Origin of the sequence: Nostoc sp. FACHB-133 (assembly GCF_014698055.1) — a bacterium.
In the GTDB taxonomy this organism is placed as follows: Bacteria; Cyanobacteriota; Cyanobacteriia; order Cyanobacteriales; family Nostocaceae; genus Nostoc.
In genome coordinates, this window is record NZ_JACJSH010000020.1 from 36500 (window position 1) to 56709 (window position 20210).

General features: G+C 42.3%; 17 protein-coding genes. 10 read left to right on the forward strand and 7 right to left on the reverse strand.

Annotation, left to right across the window (positions count from 1 at the left end):
* The first annotated feature begins 616 nt into the window (after window positions 1-616).
* On the forward strand, window positions 617-1273 hold the full coding sequence (locus H6G86_RS17520) for a class I SAM-dependent methyltransferase family protein (RefSeq protein WP_190935386.1): 657 nt from the start codon (window positions 617-619) through the stop codon (window positions 1271-1273).
* A 688-nt stretch (window positions 1274-1961) separates the two neighbouring features.
* On the opposite strand, the gene hpnH is transcribed toward H6G86_RS17520, so the two are convergent.
* The 3 genes from hpnH to H6G86_RS17535 all read right to left on the reverse strand — a co-directional run bounded on the left by hpnH (window position 1962) and on the right by H6G86_RS17535 (window position 6813).
* Window positions 1962-2981, reverse strand: coding sequence for an adenosyl-hopene transferase HpnH (gene hpnH, locus H6G86_RS17525; protein ID WP_190935387.1), 1020 nt, complete (start codon window positions 2979-2981; stop codon window positions 1962-1964).
* 77 nt (window positions 2982-3058) lie between these two features.
* A complete protein-coding gene (gene hpnA / locus H6G86_RS17530; RefSeq protein ID WP_190935388.1) occupies window positions 3059-4069 on the reverse strand; it encodes a hopanoid-associated sugar epimerase in 1011 nt (336 codons plus the stop codon).
* Window positions 4069-6813, reverse strand: coding sequence for an efflux RND transporter permease subunit (locus H6G86_RS17535; RefSeq protein WP_190935389.1), 2745 nt, complete (start codon window positions 6811-6813; stop codon window positions 4069-4071). The genes hpnA and H6G86_RS17535 overlap by 1 nt, the downstream gene beginning before the upstream one ends.
* A 263-nt stretch (window positions 6814-7076) precedes the next feature.
* Here H6G86_RS17535 and H6G86_RS17540 point away from each other — a divergent pair, with 263 nt between their 5' ends.
* From H6G86_RS17540 to H6G86_RS17550, 3 genes are all read left to right on the forward strand, one after another.
* Complete coding sequence (locus H6G86_RS17540; protein WP_190935390.1) at window positions 7077-7937, forward strand: ferritin-like domain-containing protein; 861 nt, start codon at window positions 7077-7079, stop codon at window positions 7935-7937.
* Entirely contained in the window at window positions 7930-8619 is a 690-nt protein-coding gene (locus H6G86_RS17545; RefSeq protein WP_190935391.1) for a 5'-methylthioadenosine/S-adenosylhomocysteine nucleosidase family protein, read from the forward strand. The genes H6G86_RS17540 and H6G86_RS17545 overlap by 8 nt, the downstream gene beginning before the upstream one ends.
* Before the next feature lie 411 nt (window positions 8620-9030).
* Entirely contained in the window at window positions 9031-10743 is a 1713-nt protein-coding gene (locus H6G86_RS17550; RefSeq protein ID WP_190935392.1) for a putative bifunctional diguanylate cyclase/phosphodiesterase, read from the forward strand.
* Between the two features lie 119 nt (window positions 10744-10862).
* Here H6G86_RS17550 and H6G86_RS17555 read toward each other — a convergent pair whose 3' ends face one another.
* The gene (locus H6G86_RS17555) at window positions 10863-11549 is read right to left on the reverse strand and encodes a helix-turn-helix transcriptional regulator (RefSeq protein ID WP_190935393.1); all 687 of its coding nucleotides are present in this window, start codon (window positions 11547-11549) and stop codon (window positions 10863-10865) included.
* Window positions 11550-11662: 113 nt separating this feature from the next.
* On the opposite strand from H6G86_RS17555, the gene H6G86_RS17560 reads away from it, so the two are divergent.
* The 3 genes from H6G86_RS17560 to H6G86_RS17570 all read left to right on the forward strand — a co-directional run bounded on the left by H6G86_RS17560 (window position 11663) and on the right by H6G86_RS17570 (window position 14242).
* Window positions 11663-12082: a DUF6220 domain-containing protein gene (locus tag H6G86_RS17560; RefSeq protein ID WP_190935394.1), complete on the forward strand. Its 420-nt coding sequence runs from the start codon at window positions 11663-11665 to the stop codon at window positions 12080-12082.
* 46 nt (window positions 12083-12128) lie between these two features.
* Complete coding sequence (locus H6G86_RS17565; protein ID WP_190935395.1) at window positions 12129-12962, forward strand: sulfurtransferase; 834 nt, start codon at window positions 12129-12131, stop codon at window positions 12960-12962.
* A gap of 155 nt (window positions 12963-13117) precedes the next feature.
* A complete protein-coding gene (locus tag H6G86_RS17570) occupies window positions 13118-14242 on the forward strand; it encodes a site-2 protease family protein (RefSeq protein ID WP_190935396.1) in 1125 nt (374 codons plus the stop codon).
* Between the two features lie 132 nt (window positions 14243-14374).
* Here H6G86_RS17570 and nagA read toward each other — a convergent pair whose 3' ends face one another.
* Window positions 14375-15595 carry an N-acetylglucosamine-6-phosphate deacetylase gene (nagA, locus tag H6G86_RS17575; protein WP_190935397.1) on the reverse strand — a complete coding sequence of 407 codons (1221 nt, stop codon included), beginning with the start codon at window positions 15593-15595 and terminating at the stop codon, window positions 14375-14377.
* 123 nt (window positions 15596-15718) lie between these two features.
* Between nagA and purE the strand changes: the two genes are divergently transcribed.
* From purE to H6G86_RS17590, 3 genes are all read left to right on the forward strand, one after another.
* Window positions 15719-16237: a 5-(carboxyamino)imidazole ribonucleotide mutase gene (gene purE / locus H6G86_RS17580; RefSeq protein ID WP_190935398.1), complete on the forward strand. Its 519-nt coding sequence runs from the start codon at window positions 15719-15721 to the stop codon at window positions 16235-16237.
* Window positions 16238-16476: 239 nt separating this feature from the next.
* Window positions 16477-17250: a class II glutamine amidotransferase gene (locus H6G86_RS17585; RefSeq protein WP_190935399.1), complete on the forward strand. Its 774-nt coding sequence runs from the start codon at window positions 16477-16479 to the stop codon at window positions 17248-17250.
* 221 nt (window positions 17251-17471) lie between these two features.
* The gene (locus tag H6G86_RS17590) at window positions 17472-18290 is read left to right on the forward strand and encodes a TlyA family RNA methyltransferase (RefSeq protein ID WP_190935400.1); all 819 of its coding nucleotides are present in this window, start codon (window positions 17472-17474) and stop codon (window positions 18288-18290) included.
* Here H6G86_RS17590 and H6G86_RS17595 read toward each other — a convergent pair.
* Complete coding sequence (locus H6G86_RS17595) at window positions 18287-18547, reverse strand: Calvin cycle protein CP12 (protein ID WP_190935401.1); 261 nt, start codon at window positions 18545-18547, stop codon at window positions 18287-18289. The two genes, H6G86_RS17590 and H6G86_RS17595, sit on opposite strands and share 4 nt — an antisense overlap.
* A 195-nt stretch (window positions 18548-18742) precedes the next feature.
* Complete coding sequence (locus tag H6G86_RS17600; RefSeq protein ID WP_190935470.1) at window positions 18743-20089, reverse strand: GTP-binding protein; 1347 nt, start codon at window positions 20087-20089, stop codon at window positions 18743-18745.
* Window positions 20090-20210: the final 121 nt, after the last annotated feature.

Consider the following 20210-nt stretch of genomic DNA (forward strand, 5'->3'; position numbering starts at 1 on the left):
GATGTCAGCACTGCCTGACGAGTTACGAAAGGTCTAAAACAGACATCCACGAAATAAGTTTACGATCTCCAGGCTTTCAGATTAAAACTTTTGTTAAAAAACTTCAAACTTCTATGAACGACTGGAAAACCTGATTAAGATGTTGTTTTTTACTTCCAAGTTCTCTTTATACAATGCTGCCGCGTCATTATTTATTACAAATTATTGTTATGTTTGTTAATTTCCTTTACATAACTTTACTTTTTGGTTTTAACTTCTCGGCACTCTAAAAATACCGGAAATTTCTTTCAGGGAAATCCCTTAAGGAATACGTAGGTGTAGCCCGCCGCAGGTATCGTACCTTGAATTTTCGTAGTATTTGCTACTTGGTATCTTCCGTCACGGTCACACAGCATATTTACGGCTGCATTGCATCCATACAAGGTAATAAGTGCAATTTCTTCGCGTCTCTGCTTTCAACTTTATAAAGAAAAAAGGCTTGATTTTGGAGAATTTTTCATGATACTCTGTGTTCAAAACAAACTACGGTTTTTTGATACAATTTTCGTAGTTTTGAGTTACACGTATGTCTGTAATTTTGCAAACTTGTGATTAATGGCAACGGAAATTACTTCCTATGGTAAAAGACTGGTTTGAATGGCACGACCTCTACAAGAACGAACCAAAATTGCAACAACGCTTGCAAATTGTGCAGGAATACATTTCCCATAGCTTAAATTTGTCCAAACCAGGGTTAATCCGTGTAGTTAGTGTTTGCGCGGGCGATGGACGAGATTTGCTAGGAACGCTATCAAATCACCCACGAGCAAAAGATGTTTATGCCCGACTCGTAGAGTTAAATCCACACCTAGTTGAACGTGGACAACAAACAATAGAATCTTTGGGTTTGACAAAACAAATTGAGTTTATCAATGGTGATGCAACTCTCTCCTCTAACTATGTAGGAGCAGTCCCAGCAGACATTGTGATTGTCTGTGGTGTATTCGGCAATCTTGCAGATGAAGCTGAACTAAATCGCTTGCTAGCAAACCTGAGTTTTCTGAGCAAACAAGGTGCTTTTGTAATTTGGACTCGTGGACACTCTAACGGTATTCCCCACTCTGAAACTGTGCGTAAATTTTTCCGTGAATATGGATTTGAAGAAGTGAACTTCAAACTCACCGCAACCGGAGACATAGGAGTAGGTATTCATCGTTACCTTGGTGAAAGTTTAGCTGCACCCAAAGAACAACAGTTTTTCGCGTTTACTGGTGTTCCAAGTAAAGCCAGGTAAGGGACTTCCAACTAAAAAAATATCCTATCACTGTGTAGGCAGGGGAGCAGGGGGCAGAGAGAGAAGGAAAAATATATATAGGATTCCTATTTGAATTCTGAACAGATACGTAGTGGCGTGGCAAGGCTAAATTGTTGCAATAAATTTTTGAGAAAATCAAGATAAATCAATTTTTCTGTTTTTTTACTAATGCACTATTTTAGCCTTGCCACGCCACTACAAATACCTACTTTTATTCAAAAATCAAACCGGATTCCTATATTATCTGATTAAATTGGATAATCTATTTTCTGGAAGTTCCTAAATTAAGTGGATAGTGATTGAAAAGATTGATAAAATCTAGCGCTAGGCTGTTTTTAAATATTTATTATTACTCACATTCTGTATTTTGTAACAGTTAAAGTCCACTCAAGTGGACTTTATATTTTCCCTAACATACAAACTCTAGTATGACTTCCGCAATAGTAAATGCAGTAGAGGCAATTCATGAATTGCCCCTACTAGTAAATCAGAGTTTTGTATTGTTTTTGTAAGTCCTATCTCAACATCTACGTCATTAAAAGGAATTGAACTATTAGCCTTGGAATAAATTCCAAGGCGGGTTGACAACGAAGCGAGAGATTAAAAAGATAGGGGTAAAAACAAGGTTTTTAAATATGGGGTTCCTTTTCCCCTTTCCCCCTGATTATTAATTTCTGCCAAACACACTGCCTAGGGCACGCGCCATATTTTGCGGTTGCATTGCATCCATTGCGGCGGTGGGTTCGTAGCCGCAGTGAACCATACAATCGGCACACTTGGGATTACCACTCTTCTGGCCGTATTGACTCCAATCGGTTTGTGCTAATAATTCCTTGAAGGTAGAGTAATAACCTTCGTTCAGCAAATAACAAGGTTTTTGCCAACCGAGAACACTATAACTAGGGCTACCCCAAGGCGTGCATTCGTAGTCCTTCTCACCAGTAAGAAAATCTAAGAACAGTGGATTGTGATTGAAGTTCCAGTTTTTTTCACCAGCTTTGTAGGGAGCCAGAATTTGCCGGAAGAGGCTGCGGGTTTGTTCGCGGTGGAGAAAATGATCTTGATCTGGTGCCCACTCGTAACTGTAGCCGGGAGAAATCATCATCCCGTCAGTATTTAGGGTTTCCAGAAAGTCGAAAAACTCTTGCATGTCTTGGGGTTTAGTACCCTCAAAGATAGTTGTGTTAGTGGTGACACGAAAACCTTTAGCTTTAGCGGCGCGAATGGCTTTGACCGCAATATCAAAAACACCTTGGCGGTCTACACAATGATCGTGTAACTCGCGCATTCCATCTAAATGGACACTAAAAGTCAGGTAAGGGGAAGGTTGAAACTTATCCAGGCTCTTTTCTAACAACAAACCATTGGTACACAAGTAAATATATTTCTTGCGCTCAATTAATCCTTGAACAATCTGATCAATCTGGGGGTGTAGCAGAGGTTCTCCCCCAGGAATTGAGACAACGGGTGCGCCGCACTCTTCCACTGCGGCAAAACACTGTTCTGGGGTGAGATTTTGCTTTAATATTTCCTTGGGATGTTGGATTTTACCACAACCAGTACAGGCTAGATTACAACGAAAAAGAGGTTCCAACATCAATACTAAGGGGAAGCGTTTACGTCCTTTCAAACGCTGAGTAACCAGATACTTCCCGATATCCATAGCTTGTTGTAGATTAACTGCCATTCTATTACTCCTCTGTTGATCAAAACACCACGTTTCCAACCCCAAGATTTATCTGTGAGGTCTTTAATTTTGAATTTTCAATTTTTAATTTTGAATTCCCCAGAGGGGTTGACATAGCCCTGAGCAACAAACCAATCCACAGCATCTTTGAGTGCTGCTTTCAGCGAGGATTGAGGTAGACCCAACTCTCGTACAGCCTTTGCAGCATTGTAATACATTGGTTGTTTTGCCATCCGAACGCCATCCAATGGTACTGAGGGCGATTTTCCCAAGGGTGCGAGAATATTTTCATCAACCCAGGCAGCAGTAAAGGGCAACCAAGCGGGTACTGTGCGTTGAGGTGCGATCAAACCTGTAATATCGGCAAGTTGTTCGAGTAGTTCTTTGAGACTTAGATTTTGATGACCTAAGATATAGCGATCGCCTGGCTTACCTCGTTGCAAGGCCAGTAAATGCCCCCAGGCTACATCCCGCACATCGATAAAATTAAGACCAGTATCCAAGTAAAAGGGCATTTGCCGTCGTAAAAACCGTAAGATTATATCACCTGTGGGGGTAGGTTTGATATCCAACGATCCAATGGGGCTGCTGGGATTGACTATAACTACCTCTTGACCTGTAGCAACAGCTTGCATCGCTTCTTGTTCAGCCAGAAACTTAGACTTTTTGTAGTTACCCACCAACTTTTCTAGGGGACTCTGATATGTTTCATCAACGACTTGACCAAACGATCCTACCCCAATTGCCGCTACTGAACTGGTGTAAACGGTACGTTCAATACCAGCTTTATTAGCTGCTACCAAGATATTGCGCGTACCCAGAACATTATTATGGTGAAGTAAATCTCGGTCTGTTTGCCATAGAGAATAATGGGCTGCGACATGAAATAGATATTTACAACCTCTCATCTGTTGCCAAAGATTTGGATCGTTCAAATCGCCTTTGACAATTTCTACCTCTAAACCGCGTAGATTCTCCAAATTGCTACTTGAGCGTACCAGCGCTTTGACTGTGTAACCCTCTTTCAGTAACAACCGTACCAAGTGGGCACCAATAAAACCTGTACCCCCCGTGACAAAAACTTGCATCAACTTCTCTCTCTTGTCTGAAAGCGGGGAAACCAATCATCTAAAATAGTGTAGACTACCGGCACAACAATCAAGCTGAGGATAGTTGAAGTTACGAGTCCACCAGCGATCGCTACAGCCATAGGCGATCGCAATTCCGAACCTGCACCAAAACCCAATGCGATCGGTAGCATCCCCAAAATGGTGGAGGCAGTGGTCATCATAATTGGTCTGAGGCGCACTAATCCAGTGTTGAGGATTGCCTCTGTGCGTTCTGTGCCAGCATTGCGTAACTGGTTGATATAATCCACAAGCAAGATGGCATTTTTATTGGCCAGCCCCAGCAAAAAGACAAAACCAATCAGTGAGATCATTCCAAAATCGTTCTTAGTGATCAGTAGTGCCAACATTGCCCCCACCAGTGCTAAAGGCAAAGATACACCAATCACTAGAGGGTCTACCCAGCTTTTGAACAGCAAAATTAGTACTACAACAATACACAAGGCAGATAAAGCCAAAGTACTGCCAAAACTGCTAAAAACCTCACCTTGGCTAGCCGAGTCTCCTCCTAAATTTAACGAAACATTAGAAGGTAACACCGCCTTAGCTTCAGCTACCACTTTATCAGTAGCATCACCCAAAGATAGACCCTTGCCAAGATTAGCACTGACATAAGCTACTCGCTGATTATTCAGACGCTCGATTTGAAATACCTCACCTTGAGGATTTGTTTCACCTGTAACTGTGACATCGGCAAATCCTGGTAATCTCTGAATTCTCTCTTTAATTGCCTTGACTGCTTTACTTAAAGCTTGAAGATCGTCACCGCGCAAAGCTATTTGGAGAGGTTTTTGACCGCCAGAATCAACAAACTGAATATCTTCCACACTGGTAGTTACCCCAGAAAGGACAGGTAAAGTGGAGCGGAATTGGTCTTGTAGTTCTCCAGTTGTAATTGTGCGGTCTTCCTTTAACTTTATATATAGTGTGCCTTTATTCGGCTCACCCTCACGAGAACCAACAGTAGTAAATACCGTTTCAACTGCTGGTGATTTTCTGACTACATCTTCTAGTTTTTTAGCAACTTCAAGAGAATCGTTTAAGGGATTGGGGATTGGGGATTGGGGATTGGGGATTGGGGATTGGGGATTGGGAATTGGGGATTGGGAATTGGGAATTGGGAATTGGGAATTGGGGATATTGCTCCCTTGTCCTCCTTGCCCCCCTTTAGCAAAATCGGGAATACTCGGTAAAGGAGCAGTATAAGCAATATTGAATTCACCGCGATCGAGTTTGGGAATAAATCCTTTGGGAATTAGTGGAATCAGCGCTATACCTGCAATAAAACTGAGTACAGCTAACCCGACAACTATCTTCCGGTGATTCAAAGACCAACTCAGCAAGCTTTTGTAAGATTGGGCAAATGCGACCCAACTTTTTGCTTCCCGACGCGGGGAGAGTGAGGGTTTAGGTTTTAGCCAGTAAATAGCCAGAACTGGAGATAAAGTCCGAGCAACTAGCATAGAAGCAAGCATCGCGGCTGAAACAGTGATGCCAAAGGGCTTGAAAAACTGCCCAATTACACCACCCATTAAACCTATGGGCAGAAAAACCGCTACTGCTGTCAACGTGGCGGCGGTGACTGTTAATCCAATCTCATTGGTTGCTAAAAGCGCCGCTTGGCGAGGAGTTTCACCATCTTCAATGTGTCGCATGATGTTTTCTACATCCACGATCGCATCATCAACAATACTCCCAATCACCAAAGCTAAAGCTAACAGCGTAATTGTTTCTAAGTTGAAACCGAAAATTGCCATGACGATAAACGTCGCCAACAAAGACGTAGGAATCGCCAAGGCAGAAATTAGGGTGGCTCGCCAATTCCACAAAAAAGGAAAAATTACCACGATGGACAACAAGACTGCTTCTAGCAAAGCATCGATAGTTGACTGGGTGGCTTGGCGGATATATTTTGCTTGGGTAGCAGCTAAGGTGAGTTTGATATCCTTGAGGGTAGAGCGTAGTCTTTGGACTTCTTCCTCAACTCTACTCACAACTTCTAAGGTGTTAGCGCTACCGCGTTTGATTACCTGAAATGCGAGTGCATCTTGGCCGTTAAACCTGACTAATGTTGCGCCTGCTTGGGGGATGGCTGCTGCACCCACATTGGCTGGATTTAGGGGAGCAGTTGCAGTCGCACCACCCAACAGTGAGACTTTTAGGACTCCTGGTAGTTTAGCGATCGCACTTACAATCTCGTCTTTCGCCAACTTTGTCAAATCTGTAAGATTCCGGGTGGGACTCTCAATGGCATAGCTAATGGCGGCTGACTCGTTCAGGTTCAGAGGAATAATTTTAGAAGTCGCTCCTTGAGGTAGAGTCAACTGCTTGAGAGCAGTTTCCACCTTTTTGGTTGATGTTTCTAAATTCGTACCAACGGCAAAAGAAAGGCTAACGGCTGTTTGACTGGGATAGGTGGATGAGCGGATATTCTCCAGTCCTTCTAGGGAACGGAGGCGTTCTTCCAGGGGTTTGGTGAGCTTCGTCTCTGTATCCAAGGCAGTTATCAGGGGGGCTGTAGCATTCACAACCACCACTGGAAAGGTAATATCTGGAAACAAAGCATACTTAAGAGAACTGAAAGCCAGAATCCCAGCTACCGTTACGGCAATCCAAAAACTCACCGTCAGCCACGAAAATTGAATCGCTAATTTGGAAATATTGAATACTTCTCGTGCGGATTTGGAGTTACGAAGCTTTACCATCTTGGAAAATTATCGTGTGGGTGACACAATTATTTAGTCATGCTACAGCACTTTCGGTTTGCAAGCTTTGGTTATAAGAGAAGGCAGGAGGCAGGAGGCAGGAGGAGCAGGGGGAATTATTGAACTAAGTCTCCCCCTTCTTCCTTGTCTCCCTTGTCTATTCTCCATGCCCAATGCCCAATGCCCAATGCTTTCTAACCAGCAATATTACTTATTGTCACTCAGATATGACCCAATCTTTAATACAAAAGGAAACTTCAAAGATGAAACTTGGTTCTGTCGAGCATAAGGAATTATTCTGCCGGAGCTTTACCGAAAGCTACAGGGAATACGAACCTGAGTCTCTCCCCTGGCCAGATTTGGACGATACAGCCTTGAGTTTCTTACGCAGTATTCCCTTCTGGGAGAAAGCTCTAGATACAGAAAGACAAGCTGGAGCAATAGTTAGTGGCTACGCAGCAACGGTGAGCGATCCTATTTTACAAAGTGCGATCGCTCTCCAAGGTGAAGAAGAATTACGCCACGCCCGTCTACTTCAAACATTAATTGATCGTTACGGCATCGAAATACCAAAACGTCAACCAATTCAAGTTCCCCAAAATATCGAGCCAGTCTTTACGCGTTTTGGCTTTGAAGAGTGTCTGGATACTTTCTTTGCTTACGGGTTATTTGCGATCGCCCGTGAAGCTAATGTTTTTCCAGAATCTATTTTCACTATCTTTGATCCCATCATAGATGAAGAAACACGTCATATTGTTTTTTTTGTCAACTGGTTTACCTATACACAAATTCATCGTGGCCAGGGATTCATCCCATTACGAAGCGCCAAAACCCTTTGGCAATACGGCAAGGCTCTCAGTAATTTGATTGCCGTCTTTGGCAATGATGATCCTAGTAAAACTGGCTTCGCTGTCACAGGTGCTGACATCTTTACCAAAAACCTCACACTAGAAAAATTTCTCAGCATTTGTCTGGGAGAAAATCAGCGCCGGATGAGCAAGTATGACCCCCGACTACTCCAACCACAATTACTACCCAGACTTGCCAACATCGCCCTCCGTACCCTTGAGTTAATACCCAAACGCAAACTTCAGAATATTGAGAGTGAGAGGGCTAGTGCATAATTTTTTGCCCATCAACACTATTCTGGTACCTCAAGGAGCAGAATATAAAGCTGTTTGTCGCGGATTAAGCGGCGTTACTGGTTCCATCCCAACAGTAGTAGCCATACCTGTTGGGATGAAGCCGTTACTTAAATATCTGCACCAAGGACAATTTGTAGCTCCCAAATCTAGCGTGCTGATTATGGGTATCTGTGGCAGCTTGAGTGATCGCTACAGAGTTGGTGATATTGTGCTGTATCAAGATTGTATTTATCAAGGGAAGCTTCTAGAGTGCGATCGCACTTTCACAGCACAATTGCACTCTCATATATCACAAAAAGTATCATTAGTCAAGTCATTAACTAGCGATCGCATGATTTGGTCTGCTGCCGAAAAACTTCGTTTGGGTGAGACTTTGGCGGCTGATGTTGTTGATATGGAAGGATTTACTGCCTTAGAGTTTTTCAAGGTGGCTGGAGTTGCAGTGGCAATGCTGCGAGTAGTCAGTGACGATTGTCAGCACGATATCCCCGATCTCACATCAGCAATTAACTCTGATGGCTCCCTAAACCCTTTCCCTTTAGCAATGGCAATGCTTAGACAACCGCTTGCAGCTACTCGGCTAATTCGAGGTTCATTAACAGCATTAAAGGTGTTAGATCAAGTTACAAATATGCTCTTTTCTGATAATAGACTGAAATAATTGGTTGGATAATAATAGCACAGTTACGAGTATTTAAATCCCCAAGTTATTAAATAAGTTGGGGATTTAATTTTCTATGAATACATCTTCATATATGTCGAAATTTGTGAAATCGAAATATATAAAAATATCTGTGATTATATTTGCGTTGATATCACATTAATCACAAGAATAATTCCTATCAGTGTAAGAATCAATACAATTTTTATTTGGATGATGGAATTGCTTGTGCAATAAGTTTCACAGAAACTTTATCGTCAGACATATTAATTATAAAAGAATATTGGGAAGCATAATATAGAACCTTATCAGGGTTGGGTTCCAGGAGAGCTAATTCTTTTTGCTTTCAATCAAAAATACTCTTTTGTCAGAATAGCTCGGAACTAATTTACCAACGATCTAACAGAATTTATGAATTTCAATCAAAACTTATACTTGTACTCATTCCTAGCTAATTTTGGATGGCTCAAAAAAAGTTACACCGCTAAAATCATGTTGGTGGCTTTTTTAGGTACTCATGTACCACTTCTAACCTTACTTTTGAGTTTCGTCATCTCAAATTCCTATTCCTTTGGGATGGCGGCACGAGTTATGATTATTGCTCTATTGGCTACATTAGCGGGTACAGCTGCCACCCTTTATGCGCTAAACCATCTCCTCAAACCGGTCATTTTGACATCTGGTGCATTACAAAATTATCTGAACACCAAAACACTACCTAAATTGCCCACAGAATTTGCTGATGAAGCGGGTACTTTGATGGCAGATACCTCACAAACTCTTCACAAATTAGATGAGTTAATTCACCAAATCACTAATTATGATGATCTGACTGGATTGCCCAATCGTGATTTATTCCGCGATCGCCTCTATCAGATTTTATCCCAACCTGAAAACAACCAGCGCCTTGTAGCTGTGTTTTTGCTCAGTATTGATGATTTCACTGGTATGAGTCATGGATTGGATCATCAGACAACAAATTTATTGTTAAGAGCAGTTGCCAAGAGATTATTAAGCTGCACGGCACAAACAGATATTCTCGCCTATTTAAAAGGAGATGAATTTGTTCTTGCCCGAATGGATATTCATTCTTTTGAAAGTGTAATTAAGCTATCTCAGATGCTGTTGAGTAACCTGAGTAAACCCTTTTCTGTAGAAGGTAACTTGATTCATATTACCGTCAGTATCGGTATCACACTTAATAACCTAACCGATCCTAATAGCGTAGATCAACTTTTGCAACAGGCTCATATAGCGCTTTACCAGGCCAAACAGCAAGGGCGTAGCCAATACCAATTCTATTCACCAAAAATTAATGCTCAGTTGCAAGAGCGACTGACCTTAGAAAATGAATTACATGGAGCGCTTGAGCGTGGCGAAATGCTGGTTTATTATCAACCTCTAATTGATTTACATAGCGGACAAGTTATAGCGATGGAAGCGTTGCTTCGCTGGCAGCATCCTACATTAGGTTTGGTTTCTCCTGTAAAGTTTATTCCCATTGCAGAAGCCAATGGTGCGATCGTACCAATTGGTGAATGGGTTTTGCGAACTGCTTGCGCCCAAACCCGTGCTTGGCAGCTTGCTGGATTTACCCCAATTCGGATATCTGTGAATCTGTCATCTCGACAGTTTGAACAACCCTATCTGGTTGAGATTGTCAACCAAATTCTTGAAGAAACTGGACTCCAAGCATCTTCCTTGGAACTAGAAGTGACGGAAAGCTTCTTAATGGCTGATATTGATCGTTCAGTTAAAACCTTAAAACAATTACGAGAACTGGGTATCTGCTTGGCTCTAGACGATTTCGGTACTGGTTATTCCTCCCTGAATTATTTGAAACGCTTTCCTGTGAATATGCTCAAAATTGATAAGTCATTTGTGCAGGATGTCATGTCTAATCCTGATAGCGCCGCCGTCACCGATGCGATTATTGCCCTAGCAAAGAGCCTCCGGTTGAAAATCACAGCAGAGGGTGTGGAAACCCAAGAACAGCTTGAATACCTGCAAATGCGTGGATGTGATGAAGGTCAGGGTTTCTACTTTAGTCGTCCTGTTCCTGCTGATATAATTGCCCCGATGTTGGAGAAAAATTCTCAGCAGTTAGAGACAATACCAGCATAAGTTTTTATACCTCAGCCAGAAAATAACCTCCCCTGCTTTTCACATCAAGAAAATGTAGGGGCAATTAATGAATTGCCCCTACCGCAACTCAAAGTTGTGTGAGGTTCAATCAGCAATACCTATTTTGAAATTGTGGAAAGCTTTGCAACCATCTGAGTCCGAGATGAAACCTCAAGTTTGCGAAACATCCTTTTTAAAGCTTGCTTGACAGAGTTTTCAGTAATCCAAAGTTCAGTACTAATTTCTGCATTGGTTTGTCCTTGAGCCACCAAGTTAGCAATTTGCATTTCACGAGGCGTTAAACGCTCTGTCTGCAATAGTAGTGAATGTTGCGTAGGCGTAGCCAGCCGTAGGCATCGCGCCATTGCTACCCAAGTAGAAATGTGCAGACAAAGCGCACTCAAATCTGTGAGATTTTGTGAGTTGAATGTAGGCATTCCTTGCTGACGGGTAAAACCTACCACGCCTACTAACTGCCCATTGCTGACAATTGGCCCTGCCATAACGTGCCAGTGATCGGCACGAGGACAAATCAATCTCCATGTCTTAGGCTCTACAACTAAACCTTCATGAACAGGGGCATGGTGTTCTAGCAAGTAACGTGCAACTGGATTGTGTTGAGGTGATAATGCAATTTGCAGTGCTTTTTGGAACTTGCTGTCAAGTAGAGAAATTTGAGCAAAGAAAAACAGCCCACATCGTGTAGCTGAAAAATATTCACTCATTTCTGCGCGTATGTGCGATCGCAACGCCTCTTCATCTTTAGCTTGAGCAATTGCATGAAATAGAGCTTGTAAGGCAATCATGATTGGCAAATTGTACTCTTTCGAGGTCTAGGCGCAGTATAGCAACCAGATTTATCTTAGCTTTAGTCACATCAAGTCTTTTCCCTTATTTGCTTTTTTTGGATTACTTAAGCATGACTGTAAATTCTGGCATTGATGATACACAGATATCCGGGCGCTGGATTCAAATCAGTTTTTTTATTGCAGTAGTGTTTTTCAATCTCTGTTTCGCAATCCAAGTATTCAGTGTTGGACTGGCTTACTTTTACAACTCTGATTGGTGGAACCTACATATTTGGCTGGTGCGAGGATATAGCGGACTCTCACTAATTTTGTTGATATGGGTGTTTTTGATGCCGTTTCCTCCAAGAGTCCAGAACCTGACAGCAAGTATCCCAGTTTTGCTGGGACTGCAATTTCTCACAATTCACTTGAAGACTTCTTTCCCTTTAGCAGTCTTCCACCCACTCATCGGTTTTTCCTTATTCTCTATTTCCACAACCCTAGTTCATCGGACATCGCAGATTGTATTTCCCAACCATAACCAAGACTAAATAGTTAACTTTCAATTCTTTTAGCGCTCTTAAAGGAGAAATATAAATGTCTCAATATGCTCATCCGTCCGTTCTTATTGATACCCAGTGGCTAGAAAATCATCTCAACGATTCAAATGTCCGCATTATTGAAGTGAATATCAGTCCAAAGCCGTACAAAAATGCTCACATCCCTGGTGCTGTCTTCTGGAACATCTTTACAGACTTACTATTGCCCGATTTTAAAATGAATTGGGATGCGATCGCTTTTGAGAGGCTGATGGCACGTTCAGGCATCACTAATGATACAACAGTGATTGCTTATGGCAGTTATCCTGGAACTGGAGCCTGGATTTTCTGGCTTTTGCAAGTCTTTGGGCATGAAAATGTAAAAGTTCTCAATGGTGGCTACCAGAAATGGAAGTCAGAAGATCGTCCACTAGCAACTGAGTTATCCACGTTTCCTGCCACTGATTACCGTGCCAGAGCTACTGATCCTCATCTGCGAGTATTACATAATGAAGTTCAGGCATCGATTGGTAGAAGCGATTGCCTGTTGTTGGATGTCCGAACAATTCAAGAATACTGTGGTGAGTGGTTTTTCGATCAGCCACCAAAAGCAGGTCAACTTACTGGTCATATTCCAGGTGCAGTGCATCTTGAGCATATCTTAACTCTCAATGAGGATGGCACTTTTAAATCATTCAAGGAATTGAAAAATCTTTATAAGAATAAGGGCATTACGGCTGATAAAGAAGTTTTTCCCTACTGTACTATCGGTGCGCGTTCTGGATATATCTGGTTTGTCTTGAAGTATTTATTAGGTTATCCGAACGTTCACAATTACGATGGCTCCTGGAATGAGTGGAGTCGTCTACCTGATATAGCTATAGAGAAGTAGTGAGCTATTATTCCCAAATATTACCAATAACCACACCTTTACAGACGGACACCACTACCATTACCAAGATTAAAATCTCTTAACCTTTCGTTACAATAAAAACATCGAGAAGGACGAAAACAAACCTCTCGAAGCTGAAATCAAAGGTGAACGACATGAATGGCACAATTCGCGTTGGTAATCTCTTCGGAATTCCCTTCTATATCCATCCGTCATGGTTTTTAGTTCTGGGTTTAGTAACTTGGAGCTATAGCAGTGGATTGGCGGCACAATTTCCCCAATTATCTGCGGGATTAGCTTTGCTACTGGGATTGATGACAGCGCTGATGTTATTTGCCTCTGTCGTCGCCCATGAATTAGGCCACAGTTTCGTTGCGATGGGTCAAGGTATTGATGTTAAATCCATCACACTGTTTATATTTGGCGGTTTGGCTAGTTTAGAAAAAGAGTCGAAAACCCCAAGTGAGGCTTTCTGGGTGGCGATCGCAGGGCCTTTAGTTAGTTTCCTACTGTGCGGTATCGTTACAGCTATTGGTATTACTACTACTGCATTAGGCCCGTTAGCTGCAATTCTTGGTGTTCTAGCTTCTGTTAACTTGGCATTAGCCCTATTTAACCTGATTCCTGGCTTACCATTAGATGGTGGAAATATACTGAAAGCTATTGTTTGGAAAGTTACAGGCAATCCTTATAAAGGCGTAACTTTTGCTAGTCGAGTTGGACAAATCTTCGGTTGGGTAGCAATTCTTTCAGGTTTACTTCCCCTAGTATTCTTTGGCAGCGCTGGTAACTTCTGGAATTTGTTAGTTGGTTTCTTCTTGTTGCAAAATGCTGGTAATTCGGCTCAATTTGCCAGAGTGCAAGAAAAGCTCACAGGTTTGACTGCTGAAGATGCTGTAACTCATGACAGCCCGATTGTATCTGGTAATCTTAGCCTGAGAGAGTTTGCCGATGAGCGAGTCATCAGTGGGCAAAACTGGCATCGGTTTTTAGTAACTGATGATGATGGACAATTAGTAGGTGCGATCGCAGTTGATAATTTACGAAATGTACCAACAGCATTGTGGTCAGAAACTCAAGTAAAAGAAGTCATGCGACCAATTACCGAATCTACCACAGTCCAATCAGATCAACCTCTGCTGGAAGTCATGCAGTTACTCGAACAACAAAAGTTATCTGTGCTTCCCGTGATTCGTGAGAACGGCGTTCTAGTTGGAATTTTAGAAAAAGCTGCAATTATCCAGCTACTTCAAAACCGAACTCAACCGAACCCTGCGTAATAATTACTAATTCGTAATGACGCTCCTGCGTCGCTAACGCTGCGCTAACGTAATTCGTAATTGAAGCTTAGACTCCACTCAGATTAAAGGGAAAGGGATCATAAAACCTTTCCCTTTTTCGCTATTTTGGAATTATATGGAGTTGAGAGCAACAGATAAATTCCCATCTTCTGCCTTCTTCACCATCTCTGCGGTAAGAACACGTTGCCAAGTTAATTCTTTTGTAGTCTCATCCCAATGCCAGCGTAATAAGTTAGCGGATTGACTCTTAACCATCCCTGGTAAACCAATCGCTTTTCTAGGTGCATTAGTAGCTAAAGCGATCGCACTTTCTACATCACAAATTCCCCACTTCACCAAATTCTGCACTCCCACCAATAAAGGTAAAGTCGTCCCCGACAAAGTGCCATCGGCCAATCGTGCCGTACCGTTTTTAACTTCAATTTGCCGACTGTCCCAAGGATACACGCCATCAGGTAGCCCCAGAGGGGAAAGGGCATCGCTGACGAGAAACAGCCCTTGTTCTTGATAGCTAGCGCGAAGCAAAATTTGTAGCATCATGGGCGAAACGTGTTCACCATCAGCAATAAAACCACACATTACATCAGGATCGATAATTGCTGCCCCTAATAATCCTGGTTCTCGGTGATGTAATGCTGGCATGGCATTGAAGGCATGAGTTACCATCGTTGCACCTTGTTCAAAGGCACGTTGTGCTTGAGCAGATGTTGCCTGAGAATGCCCTAAACTGACAGTAATTCCCAGAGAACGCAAATATGGAATTACTTCGCCAGTGAAATCTAACTCCGGTGCTAAGGTGATGACTTTCACGACATGGGCATAATCACCCAAAACCCACTTTACCCGATCCATTGTCAGAGGTAAGAGATACTCTGCTGGGTGTGCGCCGCGCTTTTGGAGATTTAAAAATGGCCCTTCTAGATGTACTCCTAGAATCTTGGCACCTGCTGGCTGATTGGGGAGAACTTCAGCAATAATAGCAAGCGATCGCTGAATGTTTTCTACTGAAGTTGTCACAATTGTGGGTAAAAATCCATCTACCCCGACATCCCATAAAAATTGTGAGATTTCCTGGAGCTTATGAGCATTTTCAGCCGTTAAATCAGGAAATGCCAATCCCAAAGCACCGTTAATTTGTAAATCAACGCCACCCAATGAAATCCAGTCGCCAGCAACGTTTATTAGAGATGCACGGCTGCGTGCTTCTACTGTACCCATTGGCAAGATTTGCTCAATTATGCCCTCTTCATCAACCAAGAGCATTTGCAAATCTTTGTAACCAGGCACTCTAGCATTGATAATATCTACAAAATTTTGTGTTGCTTGGGTCATCACACTGGCAAGAAGAAAGATAAATCTGATTTTAGATGCAACCAACATCAATCAATGAGATGATAAATCGGTATAACCTAACTCAAATAATTTTTAATTTCTAATTTTTAATTTTTAATTATTATGACTCCCCTAGTTGGTATTATCATGGGCAGCGATTCTGATTTGCCCACCATGAAAGACGCGATCGCAGTTTGTGAAGAATTTGGCGTTGAGAGCGAAGTCGCGATCGTTTCTGCTCACCGTACCCCAGAGCGGATGGTGCAATATGCTCAACTTGCACACCAACGCGGTATTAAGGTGATTATTGCCGGTGCGGGTGGTGCTGCCCATCTGCCTGGAATGGTAGCATCTTTAACACCACTTCCTGTTATAGGTGTTCCTGTACCCACCCGAAACCTACAAGGAGTAGATTCTTTGTATTCTATTTTACAAATGCCTGTGGGTATTCCTGTGGCAACAGTGGCGATCGGTAATGCCAAAAATGCCGGACTTTTAGCAGTACAAATACTGGCAACTCAACAACCAGAATTGCTAGAAAAAGTGCAACAATATCGTCAAACTCTCTGTGAATCAGTAATTGCAAAGCAAGAAAAGCTAGAACAACTAGGCTATGAGCAATATTTAAAGCAAATGCTTTAGATAATTTGTAATTCGTAATACTTCTCTACGAGAGGCTACGCTCAGTACAAGTTTGTAGTTCGTAATTGGTTAAGAAATATTAACAGTACAGCAGAGGACATAGAAAATAAGCATATCCAATTCCCAATTCCCAATTCCCAATTAAATTCCAACATTGAAGCGATCGCTCCAGAATCAATGCAGCATTCTGAAGTATCTTGATCCTGAGACCTTAGTCGAAAATTTAGAGTGCAACATTCATGTGCCAATTGCTCGGAATGAATTGCAATGTTCCAACGGATATTTGCTTTTCTTTTGAAGGGTTTTCTGCACGGGGAGGAAGAACAGATCATCATAGCGATGGTTGGGGCATTGCTTTCTTTGAAGGGAAGGGATGTCGGATGTTTTTAGATGCCCAACCTTCTGTTGCTTCTCCAGTAGCAGAGTTGGTGCGGAGTTATCCCATCCATTCAACCCATGTCATAGCCCATATCCGTAAAGCTACCCAGGGTGAAGTTGCCCTACACAACTGCCATCCTTTCCGCAGAGAATTGTGGGGTCAGTATTGGGTATTTGCTCACAACGGTAATTTGCCAAATTTTGATCCAGAAAATTTGGGCTTTTATCAAGCCGTAGGTGATACAGATAGTGAAAAAGCATTCTGTATGATGCTAGAAACATTGCGATCGCGCTTTCCTGATGGTAAACCTGACATCAAGAAACTGTACCCTGTACTCAAACAAATTAGTGATGCAATTGCTGAAATAGGTATATTCAATTACTTGTTATCTGATGGAGAACACTTTTTTGCTCATTGTTCAACTAACCTCAGCTACATTGTCCGTCAAGCGCCCTTTGCAGCGGCCCATTTAATCGATCAAGACATGACCGTAGATTTTCGGGAAGTTACTACCGAACGCGATCGCGTTGCTGTCATTGCTACTACTCCTCTTACTGACAACGAAGTTTGGACACAAATTCAACCGGGGGAATTACTAGTTTTTCAGGATGGGTCGCCACTGGAATATGTATAAGAATCCGCTTTGATTTTTGTTCGCGCAGCGTGGCGTTGTTGGCGAATTCAAAAATTCACCAGAAATTTTCCCATTTAGACACTTTCTAGATGGGTTTTGTTTTTCATTCAAGCGTTATAAAGGTTTTGGTATTGACTACCGTACCCAATCCTTGCAGTAAGATGTTTCTAGCTATATTTTCACGTGCTTTGGTTTTAATCTCACCAGGAGAGTCTAGTTAATTGGCTAAACAGCGACTCGACACACTATTAGTAGAGCTAAATTTATGTTCTTCTCGCGCCTTAGCACAAAGGTTAATTCAGGCGGGGGAAGTGACTGTTAATCAGCAGCTAGTTGATAAGCCTGGTACAGAAGTTGATATTTCGGCTCAAATAAATATTAAAGAGCGATCGCCTTTTGTTTCTAGAGGCGGTGAAAAACTTTCCAAAGCTTTGTCAGTATTTGCCATCCCTGTAACAGAGCGCATTTGTTTAGATGGTGGGATTTCTACAGGTGGTTTTACTGATTGTCTCTTGCAAGCTGGAGCAAAACAAGTTTACGGCATTGATGTTGGTTACGGACAAGTTGACTGGCGGTTGCGAAATGATTCGCGGGTGATTTTGCGAGAACGTACCAATTTACGCCAACTACGACCAGAGGAGTTATATAGCGAAAACGATCCGATTCCTGATTTGGCGGTGGTTGATGTATCGTTTATTTCTTTAACTAAGATTCTGCCTGCTTTGTGGCAACTAACTCAAGCTAACCGAGAAGCTGTGTTGTTAGTCAAGCCACAGTTTGAAGTTGGCAGATCCCGTGTGGGTAAAAAAGGTGTTGTGCGAGATCCAAACGACCAAGCTGATGCTATTTTCCAGGTGTTGCAAGCAGCCAACGGATTAGGATGGAAATACAAAGGCTTAACTTGGTCGCCGATCACTGGCCCGGCTGGGAATATTGAATATCTTTTGTGGTTGGGAATGGATAGTGAAATACCATTACCCGATTTCGAGGCAATTAAGCAAATAACGCAATCAGCAACAACTGATTTACGTAAAAGTTAAACGTCGTAGATTAGACATTCTACGGAAGCTGGATGGCGATCGCAATAGTTTTCTAAAGAGTTTTTCTTTGCTTTTGCTTGTTGCTGATCCGCTTTCTCTGCTTGCAATTCTTCCACAATGTCCCAGGCTACGGCACAATTAGCAGAATCGCTGCCATTTAGCTCACAAGTTGTGCGAGCTTCAGTAATTGCTTCAGTAATGGCTTCTTCAAGATTTGCTGCACCAGCAGTTTCAAATGAGTTTAGGGTAGTTGTCATGATCCTTTCACCTTTAATTTACGCAGATAGATATTAGGGGATAGAGGATAGTTTTTTCTATAACCTTTTCCCTGTAACCTGTTTCCTCAATCTTGCATCCCAAATTCGAAATGTCAGTCAATTGTCAGAAGAGCTTGATAGAAGTTCATAAACACTTGTAAACGGTAACAAATGCTTAACAAAAATTATTTATTCTCAATATTTTATACCTAGCTCTTGTCGCAAACGATACAGAATTGTATTCTGATCGACTTGAGAGAGAATTTCTTGAATTACGCTGCTAGCACCCAACTGTCCCCAAGTGCAGCCTTTTTCGAGATACACCTGAGCAGCTTTACCAACGGAGTATGCACCATAACCAGCGATACCAGCTTGAGCGATCGCACTGCCAGCAAAAGCACTAATATTGCTGGGATTGTCAGCACTGGTTATTGCAGCAGTAGTTTTACCTAAGCCCAAAATAAAACTACTACCTAGTTCCCCCAGTAGCAAGCCACCAGAACTAAATAAAATCGTTTTTAAAATTTTTCCGGCTTCATAGCTAGTCATCGGCAAACCATATAATCTAGCTAGAGCGCGAATTAAAGCTAAATCGGCAACAGTTCCGCCAAGGATATCTAAGAAAGCGATGGGATTGAGCATTACTGCCAAAGCTTTGTATTTGGTAAATTGCCAAATGATATCTTCAGCTTCTTGTTCGCGTAAGTCGATGGTTTTTTGAGCGATCGCAGCTTCTGCATCCCGTGCTTGGATAAGGGCATTTAAAGCCAGAAGCGATCGCCCTTCCCGATTCAGAATGTTCAGAATCGTCTCTTTGAGTTCGTCTACTTGCGGTGGTGGTGTCTCCCATTCATAACTGACACGCCCATCAGGCCACTCAACCCGCACTTCCATTGCTGCTGGTTCCGCCGCCACCATGACAATTTCATCAGGCAATAGAGGCTTTGCTTGGGGGTTCCCAGCACCCAATTGTTGCAAATTTTGGTAAATCGCTCCCTGATCTGTATCTGGGTAAAGGTCTATTTTGTTAAATACTAAAATCAAGGGTTTTTGCGATCGCCGCAATTCCAGCAATGCCTGATACTCAGTGCGCGTGATATCACCAGACACGACAAACAAAATCAAATCCGCCTGATGCACAACTTCTCGTGCCATATCCGCCCGTGACTCACCCTCAATTTCATCTAATCCTGGGGTATCAATTAACTCTACTAGTACCTTACCTCCTGGCTGCCAACGCACCGAACGGGGCCATTGAGTGACACCGTTTAGGGGCCCAGTTTGCAAAATTTTGTCTCCCAGTAAAGCATTTAAAACTGCTGACTTACCACGACTCACCAAACCAAAAGCGGCAATTCTAATCACGTTAGAGTCCAGCTTGTTGAGTGTAGAGTTCAAAGCTTCCAATTCCGGTTTTAACAAACCTGCCAATTCCGGGTTAGATGACAACTGTCCTGATTTGCGGAGATATCCATACCAAGACAGTGCTTGTCTAAGACTAGCGCGGGCACGATTTAAATGAGTTTCTTGCAGATTTCGCACAAAGTTAGGTTGATTCAAGATTGGACAAACAACAGGCTACATATCCATTTTGATCTAATTCCAAGACTGGTAGCCTGTTTTGTCAAATTAAGCAATTGTTCTAATTATTTACACACCTCTT